General features: G+C 59.8%; 14 protein-coding genes. 4 read left to right on the top strand and 10 right to left on the bottom strand.

All coding sequences use genetic code 11. From position 1 onward, the window contains the following. Position 1: 1 nt before the first annotated feature. Together ACT6QH_RS03555 and ACT6QH_RS03550 are read right to left on the bottom strand one after the other, a co-directional pair. Positions 2 to 1,270, bottom strand: coding sequence for an amino acid ABC transporter permease (locus ACT6QH_RS03555; RefSeq protein ID WP_444973442.1), 1,269 nt, complete (start codon positions 1,268 to 1,270; stop codon positions 2 to 4). Positions 1,271 to 1,429: 159 nt separating this feature from the next. Further along, positions 1,430 to 2,452 (bottom strand): amino acid ABC transporter substrate-binding protein, encoded by a 1,023-nt coding sequence (locus tag ACT6QH_RS03550; protein ID WP_444973441.1) that lies wholly within the window; start codon positions 2,450 to 2,452, stop codon positions 1,430 to 1,432. Between the two features lie 283 nt (positions 2,453 to 2,735). Between ACT6QH_RS03550 and metC the strand changes: the two genes are divergently transcribed. Beyond that, positions 2,736 to 3,917: a cystathionine beta-lyase gene (gene metC, locus ACT6QH_RS03545; RefSeq protein ID WP_444973440.1), complete on the top strand. Its 1,182-nt coding sequence runs from the start codon at positions 2,736 to 2,738 to the stop codon at positions 3,915 to 3,917. A 46-nt stretch (positions 3,918 to 3,963) separates the two neighbouring features. Continuing rightward, complete coding sequence (locus tag ACT6QH_RS03540; protein ID WP_444973439.1) at positions 3,964 to 4,887, top strand: bestrophin family protein; 924 nt, start codon at positions 3,964 to 3,966, stop codon at positions 4,885 to 4,887. 48 nt (positions 4,888 to 4,935) lie between these two features. On the opposite strand, the gene ACT6QH_RS03535 is transcribed toward ACT6QH_RS03540, so the two are convergent. The 5 genes from ACT6QH_RS03535 to ACT6QH_RS03515 all read right to left on the bottom strand — a co-directional run bounded on the left by ACT6QH_RS03535 (position 4,936) and on the right by ACT6QH_RS03515 (position 9,190). Then, positions 4,936 to 5,268 carry a lipid-A-disaccharide synthase N-terminal domain-containing protein gene (locus tag ACT6QH_RS03535; protein ID WP_444973438.1) on the bottom strand — a complete coding sequence of 111 codons (333 nt, stop codon included), beginning with the start codon at positions 5,266 to 5,268 and terminating at the stop codon, positions 4,936 to 4,938. Beyond that, entirely contained in the window at positions 5,268 to 6,008 is a 741-nt protein-coding gene (locus tag ACT6QH_RS03530) for a glycosyltransferase (protein WP_444973437.1), read from the bottom strand. The genes ACT6QH_RS03535 and ACT6QH_RS03530 overlap by 1 nt, the downstream gene beginning before the upstream one ends. Next, on the bottom strand, positions 6,005 to 6,922 hold the full coding sequence (locus ACT6QH_RS03525; protein WP_444973436.1) for a phosphatase PAP2 family protein: 918 nt from the start codon (positions 6,920 to 6,922) through the stop codon (positions 6,005 to 6,007). The genes ACT6QH_RS03530 and ACT6QH_RS03525 overlap by 4 nt, the downstream gene beginning before the upstream one ends. Next, positions 6,919 to 8,718 carry an ArnT family glycosyltransferase gene (locus tag ACT6QH_RS03520; RefSeq protein ID WP_444973435.1) on the bottom strand — a complete coding sequence of 600 codons (1,800 nt, stop codon included), beginning with the start codon at positions 8,716 to 8,718 and terminating at the stop codon, positions 6,919 to 6,921. The genes ACT6QH_RS03525 and ACT6QH_RS03520 overlap by 4 nt, the downstream gene beginning before the upstream one ends. A gap of 250 nt (positions 8,719 to 8,968) precedes the next feature. Beyond that, positions 8,969 to 9,190: a hemin uptake protein HemP gene (locus ACT6QH_RS03515; protein ID WP_444973434.1), complete on the bottom strand. Its 222-nt coding sequence runs from the start codon at positions 9,188 to 9,190 to the stop codon at positions 8,969 to 8,971. A 409-nt stretch (positions 9,191 to 9,599) separates the two neighbouring features. On the opposite strand from ACT6QH_RS03515, the gene ACT6QH_RS03510 reads away from it, so the two are divergent. Then, on the top strand, positions 9,600 to 9,938 hold the full coding sequence (locus tag ACT6QH_RS03510; RefSeq protein ID WP_444973433.1) for a hypothetical protein: 339 nt from the start codon (positions 9,600 to 9,602) through the stop codon (positions 9,936 to 9,938). 135 nt (positions 9,939 to 10,073) lie between these two features. Here ACT6QH_RS03510 and rpsI read toward each other — a convergent pair whose 3' ends face one another. The 3 genes from rpsI to ACT6QH_RS03495 form a co-directional block, all read right to left on the bottom strand. After that, positions 10,074 to 10,553, bottom strand: a complete 480-nt coding sequence (gene rpsI / locus ACT6QH_RS03505; RefSeq protein WP_444973432.1) for a 30S ribosomal protein S9 — start codon at positions 10,551 to 10,553, stop codon at positions 10,074 to 10,076. Between the two features lies 1 nt (position 10,554). Further along, positions 10,555 to 11,016 (bottom strand): 50S ribosomal protein L13, encoded by a 462-nt coding sequence (gene rplM / locus ACT6QH_RS03500; RefSeq protein WP_444973431.1) that lies wholly within the window; start codon positions 11,014 to 11,016, stop codon positions 10,555 to 10,557. A gap of 300 nt (positions 11,017 to 11,316) precedes the next feature. Then, positions 11,317 to 12,480 (bottom strand): GGDEF domain-containing protein, encoded by a 1,164-nt coding sequence (locus ACT6QH_RS03495; RefSeq protein WP_444973430.1) that lies wholly within the window; start codon positions 12,478 to 12,480, stop codon positions 11,317 to 11,319. Between the two features lie 300 nt (positions 12,481 to 12,780). On the opposite strand from ACT6QH_RS03495, the gene ACT6QH_RS03490 reads away from it, so the two are divergent. Beyond that, positions 12,781 to 13,611 (top strand): enoyl-CoA hydratase, encoded by an 831-nt coding sequence (locus ACT6QH_RS03490; RefSeq protein WP_444973429.1) that lies wholly within the window; start codon positions 12,781 to 12,783, stop codon positions 13,609 to 13,611. The last annotated feature ends 9 nt before the right edge of the window (positions 13,612 to 13,620 follow it).

Raw genomic sequence — 13,620 nt, 5'->3', positions numbered from 1 at the left:
CCTAACGCTCCACCAGCGCGATGCGCCGGGCATAAAGATTCATCAGCAGGGCCGTGAACAGCGAGATGGCGAGATAGACCGCCATGATCATGGAAATGATCTCGATTGCCAGACCCGTGCGCTCCAGCACCGTGCCACCGAACAATCCGAGTAGATCGGGGTAGCCTATGGCCACGCCCAGCGTGGAATTCTTCGCAATGTTCACATACTGGCTGGTGAGGGGCGGCACGATGACCCTCATGGCTTGGGGCAGCACCACCTTGCGCAGGATTTTGCCGCCGGAAAGTCCGAGCGCCCGCGCCGCCTCCACCTGCCCCTTCGGCACGGAAAGAATGCCCGCACGCACAATCTCGGCAATATAGCCGGCCGTATAGATGGACAGGGCCAGCAACAGCGCCATGAATTCCGGCATGAGTGTAAGACCGCCGGAAAAATTGAAACCCCTCAGCACCGGCTTTTCCAGTTCTATTGAAAAACCGGTGAGACCCGCCACCAGCCATGGCAGGCCAATAATCAGCGCCAGGATCAGGGGCCAGACGAGAAAGCCCTGCCCGGTCCTTTCCCTGCGCTGTCGCGACCGGAACCACAGCAACAGGCCCAGCGCGATGGCAAGAAAAAGCGCCAGCAAAATAGCGCCAGCCCCCTCGCCCGGAAGAGGTCGCGGCACGATCAATCCGCGATTATTCAGGAAAATCCCTGGTGTCCCGCTCTCTCCGGCCCACATGGCCAGCCGCGCGGCAAAGGTCTCAAGCCCGAAAGCCTCGCAACCCCGGCTCACTGTATTCAGCACTGTCGCGAGGCCAAAGCTCCAGCTCTGGCGCGGGCCGGGCAATGTGGCCAGAACGGCCAGATACCAGAACAGGATCTGAAACAGCGGAGGCAGATTCCGCGTCACCTCCACATAGGCCGAAGCCAGTGCGCGGATCACCACATTCCCGGAAAGCCGCGCCACTCCCATGGTGAAACCCAGCAGAGTGGCCAGCACAACGGCACACACAGCCACCAGCAGTGTATTCAGCAGGCCGATGATGAACACCTGCCCATAGCTCAGCCCATCCGTCTGTCCGATGAGGGACATACTGACAGAAAAGCCCGCCGGCTGATCCAGAAAGCCGAAACCGGAGACGGAGCCCAGCCGCGCGAGATTGGCCTGCGCATTGCCATAGAAAGACCAGCCCAGCCAGATGAGGGCAAATGCCAGCAGCCCCTGCACCAGCCAGGACACGCCCGGCCCCGCGCCCGGCCCCGCGCCCAGCCTCATGCCGGACATCCTGCCCCTCAGCGGCGCCCTACCCGGCAGGGCCACATGGCACGGCTCCGGCCCTCTTCCCCGATCCACCTGCGGCATGCCTTCCCCAAAATGCGAAGGCCCCGGCCAGAAGCGTGGGGCCTTCTTCATCAGAATCGAGAGGCAGCCTCGTCATGCGCCTCAGCGTACAGGCATACCGTAATGCAGGCCGCCCTTCGTCCACAAATTGTTGATGCCGCGCTCAATATCCAGCGGTGTGCCGGGGCCGACATTGCGATCATAGATTTCGCCATAATTGCCCACCGCGCGCACCATACGCACCACCCAATTCGCCGTCAGGCCGATATCCTCGCCATATTTACCTTCCGTGCCCAGAAGGCGCTTCACGCGCGGATCAGACGACTTGAGCTTCTCGTCCACATTCTGCGCAGTGATGCCCAGCTCTTCCGCATTCACCAGCGCGAAATAGGTCCACTTCACCAGATCAAACCAACGATCATCCCCATGGCGCACCAGCGGGCCCAGCGGCTCCTTGGAGATGGTTTCCGGCAGCAGCACATGCTGGGCCGGATTGGTGAGCTTCAACCGCAAGGCCGCAAGTTGCGACTTGTCGGCCGAGAACACATCGCAACGGCCGGTCTCATAGGCGGTAATGGCGGCGTCGAAAGTGTCGAAGGGGCGCACCTCCTTGTAGCTCATGCCCTCGGCGCGGAAATAATCCGCCACATTCACCTCGTTGGACGTGCCGGACTGAACGCAGATGGATGCGCCCTCCAGATCCTTCGCTCCCTTCAGCTCCAGGGATTTACGCGCCAGGAAGCCCTGCCCGTCATAATAGGAGACACCGGCGAAGTTGAAGCCCAGCGTCGTATCCCGGCTCATGGTCCAGGTGGTGTTGCGCGAAAGCACATCCACCGCGCCGGCAGCAAGGGCGGTGAAACGATCCTTCGCAGAGAGAGGAGAGAATTTCACCTTCGCGGGATCATCGAAAATGGCTGCGGCGATGGCGCGGCAGAAATCGACATCCATCCCCGCCCATTCGCCTTTGTCATTGGTATAGGAAAAGCCGGGCAGCCCCTGTGTCACGCCGCAATTCAGTGCGCCGCGGGCCTTCACCTCATCCAGCGTACTGGCCTGCGCCGCGCTTGCAGGGGCGGCCGCCAGAAACAGGCTGCCAACGGCAGCGAGAAGAAGACGTTTCACGAAAGGTTCCTTCATAGGGTCAAAACTTGGTGTCAAAATTTGGTGTCAAAACTTGGGGCCAGAACTTGGGGCCAGAATAGTCTGGCGCTTCTTCTGGGTTCAAAAACAGCCGGTTTCGAGGCGAATGCGTGGGCAGATCCGCCTTCTGGGGCTCATTTGCCCTATCCGGGCTCGACGCCGCCGTGCAGGAGGGCTATTTCGCCAGCAGTGGGCCAACATTCTCATGCCCGAGGCGGGATGGGAAGCGCCACAGCACATCCGTCCAGAAGAGCAGGAGACCGGCATGGCAGGGGAACAGCACAAGACCACCTTGAGGCCGGAAACCGAAGTGGTGCATCTGGGCCGCGATCCGAAGCGCTTTGATGGCTTTGTGAATACGCCGGTGGTGCGTGGCTCGACCGTGCTTTACCCCAGCTATGATGATCTCATCCACCACCGGGGCCGCTACAGCTATGGCCGCCATGGCACGCCCACGACGGATGATCTTGAAACAGCCATTCAGGTGCTGGAGGGCGGAGATGGCGTTGTGCTCACGCCATCCGGGCTTTCGGCCGTCACGGTCGCCCTGCTGTCCGCCCTCAAGGCGGGAGATCATCTGCTGATGGTCGATTCGGTCTATATGCCCACCCGCACCTTCTGCGACACGTTTCTGGCCGATATGGGGGTGGAAACCACCTATTATGATCCGCTCATCGGCGAGGGCATTGCCGGGCTGATCCGCGAAAATACCCGCGCCATCTTTCTGGAAGCCCCCGGCTCCCAGAGTTTCGAGATGCAGGATGTGCCGTCCATCACCGCCATTGCCCGTGCCCGTGGCATCACCACGCTGATCGACAACACATGGGCCACGCCCCTGTTCTTCAAGCCCCATGCCTTTGGGGTGGATCTCTCCATCCAGGCCGCCACCAAATATATTTGCGGCCACTCCGACGCCCTGCTCGGCACTGTTTCCGCCATAGGCCCGGCCCTGAAGAAGCTGAAGGCCACCTATCGCGCCCTTGGCTTTTCCGTATCCCCGGATGACGCTGCGCTAGGCTCACGCGGGCTGCGCACGCTGGCTGTGCGGCTGGCGCATCACCAGCAGGCCGGGTTGGACATGGCCAACTGGCTGCTCACCCGCCCGGAAGTTTCGCGGGTACTTCATCCGGCCCTGCCGTCCGACCCCGGACACGCCATCTGGAAACGCGATTTCACCGGCGCGAGCGGTCTGTTCTCCATCATTCTCAAGCCGGTGCCGGAGAAGGCGCTGGCAACCTTTTTCGATTCCCTCACCCTGTTTGGCATGGGCTATAGCTGGGGCGGGTTCGAGAGCCTCGCCATTCCCTTCGATTGCAGCACCTACCGCACAGCCACGCAATGGGCGCCGGAAGGCCCGGCCGTGCGGCTGCATATCGGCATGGAAAATCTTGATGATCTGAAGGCCGATCTCGATAACGCCTTCATGCGGATGCACGCGCAAAGCTGAAGACACAGCCTGAAGAAAGCAGAAGCCCGAGAGGCGGAAAGCCACCATGATCCTGCGCGAACGTCCTGATCTGCTGCACCTGTTCATCATTATCAAAAGCTCGGTGCTGCGGCGGATCTTTCCTCAGGTCATGACGATCATGGTGATGTCTGCCGTGATCGTGCTGGCGCACAGTTGGCACCCTGGCCTGGTGCCTACATTTTCAGGCGCGCCTTTCGCCTTGCTGGGTATTGCGCTTTCCGTCTTTCTCGGCTTCTCCAACGGCGCTTGCTATGAGCGCTGGTGGGAAGCCCGGAAAGCTTGGGGCCTCATCAATGTGGCGGGGCGCAATCTGGGACGGCGTACGCTGTTTCTGGAGGCCCGAGGTCCGCGTGCCATTTCTGCCCGGCGGCGGGTGGTGAAACTGCTGATTGCCTTCGGGCATGTGCTTGTGGTGCATCTGCGCCCTTCTGCCTCACCTGTCCATGTCAATCGCTGCGTACCCGCCGATCTGAAATCCGGCCTCACCCTGTGTCGCAACCAGCCTGAATTCCTGCTGCGCGCCATCGGAACAGAACTGTCAGACCTGCGCAATGAAGGGCTGATCTCCGATATTGAGCTTCAGCTTCTGGATGAGAGCCCCTCCCTGCTGGCAGAGGCGCTCACTACCTGCGAGCGCGTGAAAACAACGCCTGTGCCTTTTGGCTACACGCTATTGCTGCACCGCACCGCCTATATGTTCTGCTTTTTGCTGCCGTTCGGCTTTGCAGATATTCTCGGCTGGGTCACTCCGTTGGCGACGGCCCTTGTAGCCTATACCTTTTTCGGACTGGATGGACTGGCCAGCGAGCTGGAAGAACCCTTCGGCACCATGCCGAATGATCTGCCCATTCAGGCATTGGCGACCAATCTTGAAATCGGCCTGCTGGAAGCGCTGGGCGAAACCCACCTGCCAGCAGCCCCGGAACCTGTTGACCACATCCTCTATTGAAGCCAGCACCGCGCGGCAATCACACCCGGTGCTGTCAGCTTGTGGCGCTCAGGTCACCGCCCTTTTGGCCCGCCTTTCGCGCAGGGCGAATTGCAGATTGCGGATATAGATGAAGGTCGACAGCGCCTGCCCCGCAATGAATACCGGATCTCGCCGGTAGATCGCATAGATCAGCAGCAAGGAGCCGCCCCCGAGGGAGAAGGTCCAGAACGCAAAGGGAATAACGGAGCGCTGCGCCCGTTCACTGGCAATCCACTGCACGACAAAACGCATGGTGAACATGAACTGGGCCACAAAACCCAGAATCATCCACCCATCAAACTGCATGATGAAAACTTCATGCAGATAATCCCCCACTGAGCGGGCAAGTTCGACGAGCATCAATTACGCTCCACCACCTTCGGCACCTTGCGGCGACGGATCAGCCACCACACGCCGATGAGATCTCCGATGCCCACCCACAAACGGTTCCAGAAACCGTATTTGGAAACGCCATGCCAGCGTTCCCGATCCACCACCTTCACGGTGCGGATCTCATACCCTTCCCGCACCACCAGCGCCGCCATGAAGCGGTGCAGGCCATCAAACACCGGCAGACGCAGATGCAGCTCACGCCGCACCACCTTAAGCCCGCAACCGGTGTCTCTCGTCCCATCCTTCAACATGCCCCGGCGCACGCCATTGGCCAAGCGAGACTGGAAACGTTTGAAGCGCGTATCCTTGCGGCCCTGCCGCTCGCCATGCACCAAGCCAACCTTCGGCCCGCCTTCATCCATGGCCCGCACCATGTCCGGCAGATAGGCCGGATTATTCTGGCCATCTCCATCCAGCAGCAAAAGCAGATCGCCCAGCGCGGCCTGTGCTCCGGTATCGATACCGGCGGTTTTTCCGCATGATTTTTCATGCACCAGAATGCGCAGATAAGGACGCGTTTGTGCAGCTTTGCGCAGGGCGGCAAGCGTGCCATCCGATGAGCCATCGTCAACAAAGATCAGCTCGAATGGCTCAAAGCTCAGCGCCGCATCAATTTCCGCGATGAGAGGAGCAATATTCTCTTCTTCATCCTTCACGGCAATAACGACAGAAAGCCGGGGCGCGGCGCTTGAAACAGGAGAGGTCACGGTTTCGCCTCTTCAGGAGGAATATGAGAACTGCGGGCAACACCCGGCAGCAAACGGCCCAGCCAGCGCGCGGAAGGCCCGGCCATGGGCACGGCATGGCTGCTGTCATCCACGGTGAAAACCACCCGGCGCGCCGCAAAAAAGCGGACCAGCCACAACACATAAAGTGTCGCGACAAAGGCACCTGCAAGAACATCACTGGGATAGTGGGAGTTCAGCAGCACCCGAGTGGTGGCCACCACGACAGCCAGCCCCACCAGCGGCCAGCGCGCCTTGGGAAACAACGCTCCCAGCGCGACAGCCGCGGCGAAAATAGTCGTGGAATGACCGGAAGGGAAGGAGGCGAAACTGGCATTCCACCCCAATGCCTCAAAGCTCAACTGAGAATTGGGCCCCGGCAGATGCAGCGCCATATAAGGCCGGGCCCGCCCTAGCAGATGCTTGAAAACAGCCACACCCAGCCCAACCGGAGCAATGGCCAGAAACAGAAAACCCAACCGTGCATAAACAGCAGATGCCACACGCTGCCCCAGTGAATCGAGCCGGGGGCGCAAGGCCAGCACATAGATGAGGGCCAGCCCAAGCGGCCACAACACCACGGTGCCAAGCCCCACATCGGTCAAACGTTCGGAAAGGATGACAACCCATTCCGGCAGGTGAAGGCGCAAACCATGCACCAGCGGGTCCACCAGCAACATGCTGCCGGCAATCAGCCCCAGCGCAACAGCCACAAAAGCCAGCAGCTCCCAGGCGGCCGGAAAACCGATCCAGGGTTGCGGCCGCCGCACCCGGCGTCGGGACAAATAGCCCAAGCCATCAAAGAGCCCTGCCACCACCTGCCGCGCCTCATGCCCGAAGATGCGCAGAACGGTGCGAACCCGATTGTTCTCACATGCCGGAACGCTCTCGCTCACTGCCTCTCCTCCTGAAGCTGCACAGGTGGGGCAATATGCGGTTGAGCCGGCAGCACCTCACTGGCCTGCGAGCGATAAACCATGATGGTCACCGGCCGGCCACCATTGATAGTGAAGCCATGTACTTCCGTAACCTTCTCGAATTTCAAGCCAATCTGCTTCGCGCGCAGGGCGAACAGCTCTGCCAGCGGCTCGCCGATAAAGGCCAGGTGACACCCCCCACCCTTCAGCCGTTCCGCCGCCTTGACCGGATCTTCATATCGAATATCCGTGCCAACAAGGAAGACAAGGCTGGGTTCCTGATACGGAACAGAAACGATATTCCCCGCCGGACAGCCGCTTTCCGCCGCGATTTCCGCCAGCCGATTGGAAACCCAGACAGGGCGCATGTGCGGCAGCATCAGTTGATAGACGGTGAAGTAAAGCACCAGTGCCCCACACACCGCCGTGAGCAAGGCCCCCTCGGGCCCAACACGGCTATAGGCACGCGCCGCAATCACCAAAAGGGCGACAGCAAGAAGCAACAGAAGACAGGCGAGCAGGCTATAGGCGCTGCCAAGCCAGACATAAAGACCGCCGGCGGCAATGGCCAGAACACCCGCAAGACCCGGCCAGAACCACACAAAGCCCGCCAGCCGGCTACCGGCTTTCGCCAACGCGCCCCGCTCCACCGCCAGCGCTGTAAGCAACGCAAGAGCGGGATAAACCGGCAGGACATAATGCGGCAGCTTTGTCGCCGCGAGTTCAAAAGCGATCCAGGATGGCAGCAGCCAGGCCAGCAAGAAACGCACATCTTTCTCGCGCCGGGCTCGCCACACAAAGGGGGCGGCCAGAACGGCCAAAACGATGGACGGCCAGTAGGTGCCCCACACAGCCAGAAGATATGTGCCCGGCGGCCCCCAGTGCCCTTCCTGCCCCTCGGTCACCTTGCCCAGCATGTCCACGCCAACGGCATGTTGGTAGAAGGCGCCATTGGTGACGTAATAAATGGCCACAAACCAGGGCAGAACTAAAAGCAGGCACCAGACAACCCCTGGAAAGGGCCGCAAAGGCTTGAGAAACCGGCCCGAACGCTCAAGAATCGCCAAGGCGACAACAGTCAGCCCCACAAACAGGGGCGCCATGGGCCCCTTCACCAATATGCCGGCGGCCAGGGCTGTCCAGAAAATGGCAGCCAGCCCCCAATCGCCCACCTGCTGTTCTCGCGGGCGCATATAAGCACGCGCCAAAGCCCCGAAAGCGGCCACGATCGTAAAAAAGAGCACCGCATCTGTCTTCGCGAGGCGTGCTTCCACCCCCAGCAGCACACAGGAGCCAATCAGAAGGGCCGCCAGCACTGCCCCGCGACGCGCCATGAAGACAAGCGCCGTCCAATAGGTCAGCAGCACCACACCGATGGCAGCCAGAAAGGAAGGCAGACGATAGAAAACGATGGAATAACGCGCATCCGGCCCAATCAGCGACTCGCCCAGAGAAACTGTGCCGGCCTGCAACCAGTGAATGCCGACAGGCTTTTTATGCCGGGCAACATCATGGAAGCGAATATCCACATAGTTGCCACTCTCCAGCATCTGCTTGGTGGCCTGCGCAAAGCGCGCCTCATCACGATCAATGGGCGGCACCGAGGCAAGGCCCGGCAAAAACGCCACAAGCGCGACAATGACAAGGAAAATACAGGCGCGCCCATGCCCCGCTGATGCCCAGTCCAGCAGGCGGATCAGGCGACGCGGAAAATCGAAGGCGAACGTCCGGCTTACAGGAATATTGTTGCCGGGCGCGGGATTTGAAATGGCCATGCTTCTGGTCAGGTCCGGTCGAATTGGCGCGGACAATAGCAGAAACGCCCGCCACGAAAAGAGCCGACGCCGCGGCACCGTATCCGCTAGCACCTTTGAAGGGAGCATTTGGCAGAGGAAGGCGACAAAGGAAAGGCGCGAATTGCCACGCACCCATTAGACTTCCAGCGCATATGAAAGCCTGATCCCGCAAAGCGGGGGGCTCTCACGGCTGTGGCAGGAGGTGAGCCAGCCAGATTCAGCCACAGATTTACTTGGTGAGGATCAGCTTGTTCTGAGCCGTCAGCCGCAATTGATATGTCTGCTCACCATGGGCAATGGTGATGAGTCTGCTGGTTGCGAACAGATCCCGGCTATCGAGCCGGGCATTCACCATGGGGATAGTACGGCTGCCCCGGCCTTCTTCAGCCCTTTCAACATGCCCCTGTCCTCCCACGTCTCCGAGAGCAGGGCGCTGCTCCTGCTGTGTCATATCGCAACAACTCCAAAGCACATTTGGCGGCTCTCAAAGACCCGGACAAGTTTTGAGGTTTTTAGAGAAATTCAAAATATATACATGTAACGCAGAAGAGTCATATGATGTACAGGGAATATATTCAAGACACAGAAGAGCTTGAGCCCTTCTAATGTAGAGATGAATACGCAAGATATAACAATATAACCTGGAACTCTTCCATAAAGGGCTGGGAGCTGCGCACAGCTCCACCCAACCCTCAGAAGCCACAGCACAATCAACACCACCCATGTGGACAGTGCGTCCCGCAAGCCGCACTTCCGAATTTGGCACACACCATTCCCGGCAAAACCCTTCACACCTTGAGCGGAACATGCTTCAAGACGCCATGGGCGTGTATTGCTCCAAACTCAGTGCGAGGCATCTCATGCATATCATTCCAGCCGGATCTGCCCGCTATGGCGCGGCCCTTCTGGTGGCGGGCTTCAGCCTCTTCTCCAGCGCGGGCCTCGCGCAGAATTCGCGTCCGCACGTCGTCATCACGCCGGGAACCATCCAGCTGCCGGTGATTCCCCAAGGCAATTATCTGGACCCGGGGCCCGGCCCAGCCGTGAATCCGAATGTCGCCATCGGCAATGATAAAAGCATGAACTATGCTTTCCCGCCGCAGTTTGATGCCGGTTACCAATCCGGTCCGCCCGGTGACCCGACAGTGAATGGCAGCTGGAACCCCCTGCCCGGCTACGGGTCTCTGCCCAGCTTCTGATGCAAAAAGCCTCCCGGCATTCAAACCGGGAGGCTTTTTTAATGTCCGCGCACCGCAATATGTCCACCCTCTCGCAGGCATAAAAAAACGGCGGGGAAACCCCGCCGTTTTGTAACTTTGAAAAAAGCGTTCGTATCAGCGCTTGGAGAACTGGAACGAACGACGGGCCTTGGCCCGGCCATACTTCTTACGTTCAACCACACGGCTGTCACGAGTCAGGAAGCCGGCCTTCTTCAGCGGGCTGCGCAGCTCGGGCTCATAGAAGGAGAGCGCGCGGGAAAGGCCGTGGCGAATCGCACCGGCCTGGCCGGAAAGGCCACCGCCGGAAACCGTGCACACCACATCATACTGGCCATCACGAGCAGCCACCTGGAAGGGCTGGTTCACGATGAGGCGCAGCACGGGACGGGCGAAATACACGTCCAGCTCACGGCCGTTCACGGTGATCTTGCCAGAGCCGGGGCGCACCCACACGCGGGCCACAGCATCCTTACGCTTGCCGGTGGCGTAGGCGCGACCATACTTGTCGAGCTTCTGGACGTGCACCGGAGCGGCTTCCTCGGTGGAAACCTTCACCTCGGCAAGAGCGTCGAGGGACTGGAGAACTTCGGCCATATCAGTTCCTCACATTCTTGCGGTTGAGGGCAGCCACGTCGAGCACGGTCGGCTGCTGCGCCTCGTGGGGGTGCTCGGCACCCTTATAGACACGCAGGTTGCCCATGATCTGGCGACCGAGCGGACCACGCGCAAGCATGCGCTCTACGGCCTTTTCGATCACACGCTCGGGGAAACGCCCCTCGAGGATGAACTTCGCGGAGCGTTCCTTGATGCCGCCCGCATAGCCGGTGTGGTGGTAGTACACCTTCTGATCGTACTTGCGACCGGTGAACACCGCCTTCTCCGCATTCACGACGATGACATTGTCACCGCAATCAACGTGAGGGGTGTAGATGGGCAGATGCTTGCCCTTCAGGCGCATGGCGATGATGGAGGCGAGGCGACCCACAACGAGGCCGCTGGCATCGATCACCACCCACTTCTTCTCGATTTCGGCGGGTTTGGCCGAATAGGTCTTCATGGGATCGTTTCCGATTGAGAGGCCGGAAAAGGCAATAAGGACACCGCCCACCGGAAAAGCCGATGGGCACAGTCCTCACAACCGAGCCGGCGATGGAAGGGGCTTGTACTGGAGCAACCCGTCATCGTCAATGACAATGACGCTGTAATTATTCAATGAAATCAATATGTTGAAAAAATGGTTTTATATTACCATCGAAAATGACCCTCTAAGAGCAGGTTTTCTCTGCCTTCGCTCTGAAATATGCCCCCTCATGCCTCATTCCTGCCCCCCAAATGAGAGAACGCCCCCTCTCAGTATTCAGGCTGGCATGAAGGACGCCGTTGCCACCTCCACCCGATTCCGCCCCCGCCGCTTGGCCATATAGAGCGCCGCATCGGCATCGTTCAGCACAGTGGAGGGGCTGCGCTCTCCATTCGTGCAGGCCGCAACACCAACCGAAATGGTGGCATGCACCTCTCCCTCCGGCACAAGGGTCAGGGTTTCATCGAAGGACTTTCGGATACGTTCGGCCACGCGCTGCGCTGTCTCCAACCCCACGCCCGGCAACATGCACACGAACTCCTCGCCGCCAAAGCGATACACCTTGTCGCTTTGCCGCACGCCGCGCTCAATCGTGCGTGCGGCCTGTACAATCACCGCATCGCCAACATGATGGCCATAGTCATCGTTGATGCGCTTGAAATAGTCGATATCAATGACGATCAGCGCGAAAGGCAGGCGCTCATCACCTTCCTTCTCGGCCATATGTTCATCGAAGGTCAGCCGGTTCAGCAGGCCGGTGAGCGGATCATGAATGGCAAGCTGGAGATATTCCTCCGCCTCTTTCTCCCGCGAGAGCGAGATCACCAGCATGGTGACTGAAAGCGCGATGAACAACACCACCAGATTATAAGTCACCACCGCCCAAATTGTCGTGTCGCCCAACCCAAGGGGAGCCGGCAACAGGGGTGCAAAAAGATGGCTAAAGGCCTGAAACAGCGCATTCGCCCCCAGAATGGCGACGATAGCCTTGCGGGATGGCAACTCTTCTTTCGCCCTGTTACGCCAGAACTCACGGGCCGCCAGTATGTTGAACAGCGCAATGATAACGCCCCGCAGCAGAATATCCGCATAGGCAGGCCCCCCCGCATATTGCAGCGTGATAGAGGCCACCACCCAAGCCGCCACCACAGCCAGAACCTGCCACAAAACGCTCCGGCGACGATAGAATGCGCGTGAAGCCTGCCACAAGGTGCCATAGGCCAGCATCATGCACAGCACCGTCCCGCCCTTCCCCGTCAATACGGGCAAAGACGGAGGCGTCACCACCGTGATGGCCGCCAGAACCCCGAACAGAAACGGCAGACACCACCAAAGCTGGTCTGCCGCACGGGTCTGCCAAGCCCAGTAAAGCAGGAAAAGCGCGCCAATCAGCGCCAGCGCCACACCGTTCCACAGGACGACGGTTGGAATATCAATCATCAAGCTTCACATCGGTCTTTCATTTGGCGCTCGCTTCTACCCTGCAAACCTTCATCAGGGAACGCAGCAAATCACTCTGTCAGAAAAATCCGCAACTTTGAGCTCCGCCTTTAAGCGTTGTGTCTGCATGGAGAACCGGAACGAAACAGAACAATCTGACGCCTTTCTTCATCCGCTCAATTCTACTTGCCAGTAGCAAGCCATCTGTGCCTAGCTACTTCCGGTCGGCCATCCGGCTCTCAGCCATTGTCCGCCCGTTTTTCAGCCGCACCATAATCGACAAAATCCGTGAGGAGCCCCATGAGCAGCCCCGAGAGCAGCCCTGCCCCGTCCGAGCATCAGCCGCCCTGCGTGACATGTGATATTCAGGAAGGCATCGCCACCCTCACCCTGGCCCGGCCAGAGCGGCGCAACAGCCTTTCTGAAGCCATGATGGCCTCCCTCTCCGAAACGCTGGCCAGAATTGCTGAAGACAGCAATGTCCGCGCCGTGGTGCTGACGGCGGAAGGGCCGGTTTTCTCCTCCGGGCATGATCTGAAGGAAATCCAGAGCCACAGATCCGATGAGGACCGGGGCCGGACCTATTTTGAAGAAGTGCTGAAGCGCTGCTCGGCCCTGATGACCGCCATTGTGCGGCTGCCGCAACCCGTTATCACCGCAGTGGAAGGCATGGCCACCGCAGCCGGCTGCCAGCTCGTGGCCAGTGCGGATCTGGCCGTGGCGGGGGCGGATGCCCGCTTCTGCACGCCGGGTGTCAATATCGGCCTGTTCTGCCACACCCCCATGGTGGCGCTCACCCGCAATGTCGCCCGCAAGCACGCCATGGAAATGCTGCTGTTGGGCGAATGGGTTCTTGCGGAAGATGCCGCCCGCATGGGTCTGGTGAATCGCGTGGTGGAAAAGGGCTCCGCCCTTGCCGTGGCGCAGCAGCTGGCCCGCCATATTGCCGCCCGCTCTCAGGTCCCGGTGAAGCTGGGCAAGGCCACCTTCTACACCCAGGCCGAAATGGGACTGGACGACGCCTATCGCTACGCCTCCCAGGTGATGACCGACAACATGCTCGCACGCGATGCGGATGAAGGCATCTCTGCCGTTCTCTCAAAGCGCGCACCGCAGTGGGAAGATCGCTAAAATGTTTTC

This window comes from Haloleucobacter albus (assembly GCF_052492075.1).
The sequence above is the reverse complement of the archived record's forward strand: the minus strand, read 5'-3'. Positions and strand labels throughout refer to the sequence as shown.

Bases quoted from the DNA above. Each gene is read 5' to 3' on its own strand.
- ACT6QH_RS03555 (WP_444973442.1), bottom strand. From the start codon at position 1,270: ATGTCCGGCATGAGGCTGGGCGCGGGGCCGGGCGCGGGGCCGGGCGTG.
- metC (WP_444973440.1), top strand. From the start codon at position 2,736: ATGGCAGGGGAACAGCACAAGACCACCTTGAGGCCGGAAACCGAAGTG.
- ACT6QH_RS03540 (WP_444973439.1), top strand. From the start codon at position 3,964: ATGATCCTGCGCGAACGTCCTGATCTGCTGCACCTGTTCATCATTATC.
- ACT6QH_RS03535 (WP_444973438.1), bottom strand. From the start codon at position 5,268: ATGCTCGTCGAACTTGCCCGCTCAGTGGGGGATTATCTGCATGAAGTT.
- ACT6QH_RS03520 (WP_444973435.1), bottom strand. From the start codon at position 8,718: ATGGCCATTTCAAATCCCGCGCCCGGCAACAATATTCCTGTAAGCCGG.
- ACT6QH_RS03515 (WP_444973434.1), bottom strand. From the start codon at position 9,190: ATGACACAGCAGGAGCAGCGCCCTGCTCTCGGAGACGTGGGAGGACAG.
- ACT6QH_RS03510 (WP_444973433.1), top strand. From the start codon at position 9,600: ATGCATATCATTCCAGCCGGATCTGCCCGCTATGGCGCGGCCCTTCTG.
- rpsI (WP_444973432.1), bottom strand. From the start codon at position 10,553: ATGGCCGAAGTTCTCCAGTCCCTCGACGCTCTTGCCGAGGTGAAGGTT.
- rplM (WP_444973431.1), bottom strand. From the start codon at position 11,016: ATGAAGACCTATTCGGCCAAACCCGCCGAAATCGAGAAGAAGTGGGTG.
- ACT6QH_RS03495 (WP_444973430.1), bottom strand. From the start codon at position 12,480: ATGATTGATATTCCAACCGTCGTCCTGTGGAACGGTGTGGCGCTGGCG.
- ACT6QH_RS03490 (WP_444973429.1), top strand. From the start codon at position 12,781: ATGAGCAGCCCCGAGAGCAGCCCTGCCCCGTCCGAGCATCAGCCGCCC.